Raw genomic sequence first — 1,068 nt, forward strand, 5'->3', positions numbered from 1 at the left:
CGGACGCCGTGGCGGGCTCCGCCGCCGTCGTGCTGTGCGATTACGGTTCCGGTGCCCTCCCCGGCCCGGTGCAGGAGGCGCTCCAGGCGCACCGCGCGGACAGGCTGCTGGTGGTGGACGCGCACAACCTGCGCCAGTGGCGCACGCTGCGGCCGGACCTGGTCACGCCGAACGCGCAGGAGGCCGCCCGGCTGCTGGACCTGGAGTTCGGGCCGGACGCGGACCGGGCGGGCCTGGTCGCCGATGCCAGCCGGAACCTGCTGGCCGCCACCGGAGCGGAAGCCGTGGTGGCCACCCTGGACCGGGACGGCACCCTGCTGGTCAATAACGACGGCGGTGCGCACCGGACGTGGGCCAGTCCGGTGAGCGAGAAGCAGGCTTCCGGCGCGGGCGACACGTTCGTGGCCTGCCTGACCCTGGCCCGCGCGGCCGGCCTGCCGCTGACCACCAGCCAGGACCTGGCGCAGGTGGCAGCGGACGTCGTCGTCCACCGCCCGGGCACGTCGGTGTGCACCACCGCGGACCTCGCCGGGCACCTGGGCGCCTTCACCGAGGCCGCGCTCGGCGCCGAAGAACTTGCCCGCGCCGTTGCCGCGGAGCGGTCCGCCGGGCGGCGGATCGTGCTGACCAACGGCTGCTTCGATGTGCTGCACCGCGGCCACACCACCTACCTGACCCAGGCCAAGCAACTGGGCGATGTGCTCGTCGTCGCGCTCAACAGCGACGCCTCGGCACGCCGGCTGAAGGGCCCGGACCGCCCGATCAACCACGCCGCCGACCGCGCCGGCGTGGTGGCGTCGCTGAGCTGTGTGGACTACGTGACCGTTTTCGACACGGACACTCCGATCCCGCTGATCGAGGCGCTGAAGCCGGACATCTACGCCAAGGGCGGGGACTACTCGCCGCAGATGCTCGCCGAAACACCCGCGGTGGAAGCCTACGGCGGGCAGCTGGCCATCCTGGACTACGTCTCGGACCATTCGACGACGGCGGTCGTCAAGCGCATCCGCGCCCAGGACGGGGCGGGGGAAGCGGCGGCCGGAACGGGACCGGCATGAGCGCTGGCGG

At 73.3% G+C, this 1,068-nt stretch carries 1 protein-coding gene; it reads left to right on the plus strand.

The features are described 5' to 3' along the window. Positions 1-1,058: D-glycero-beta-D-manno-heptose 1-phosphate adenylyltransferase (gene rfaE2 / locus D477_RS20760; RefSeq protein ID WP_005275488.1), on the plus strand; the 1,058-nt coding region annotated here is incomplete at its 5' end. Between the last annotated feature and the right edge of the window lie 10 nt (positions 1,059-1,068).

It is taken from the genome of Arthrobacter crystallopoietes BAB-32 (genome assembly GCF_000328305.2).
GTDB classification, from domain to species: Bacteria; Actinomycetota; Actinomycetes; order Actinomycetales; family Micrococcaceae; genus Crystallibacter; species Crystallibacter crystallopoietes_A.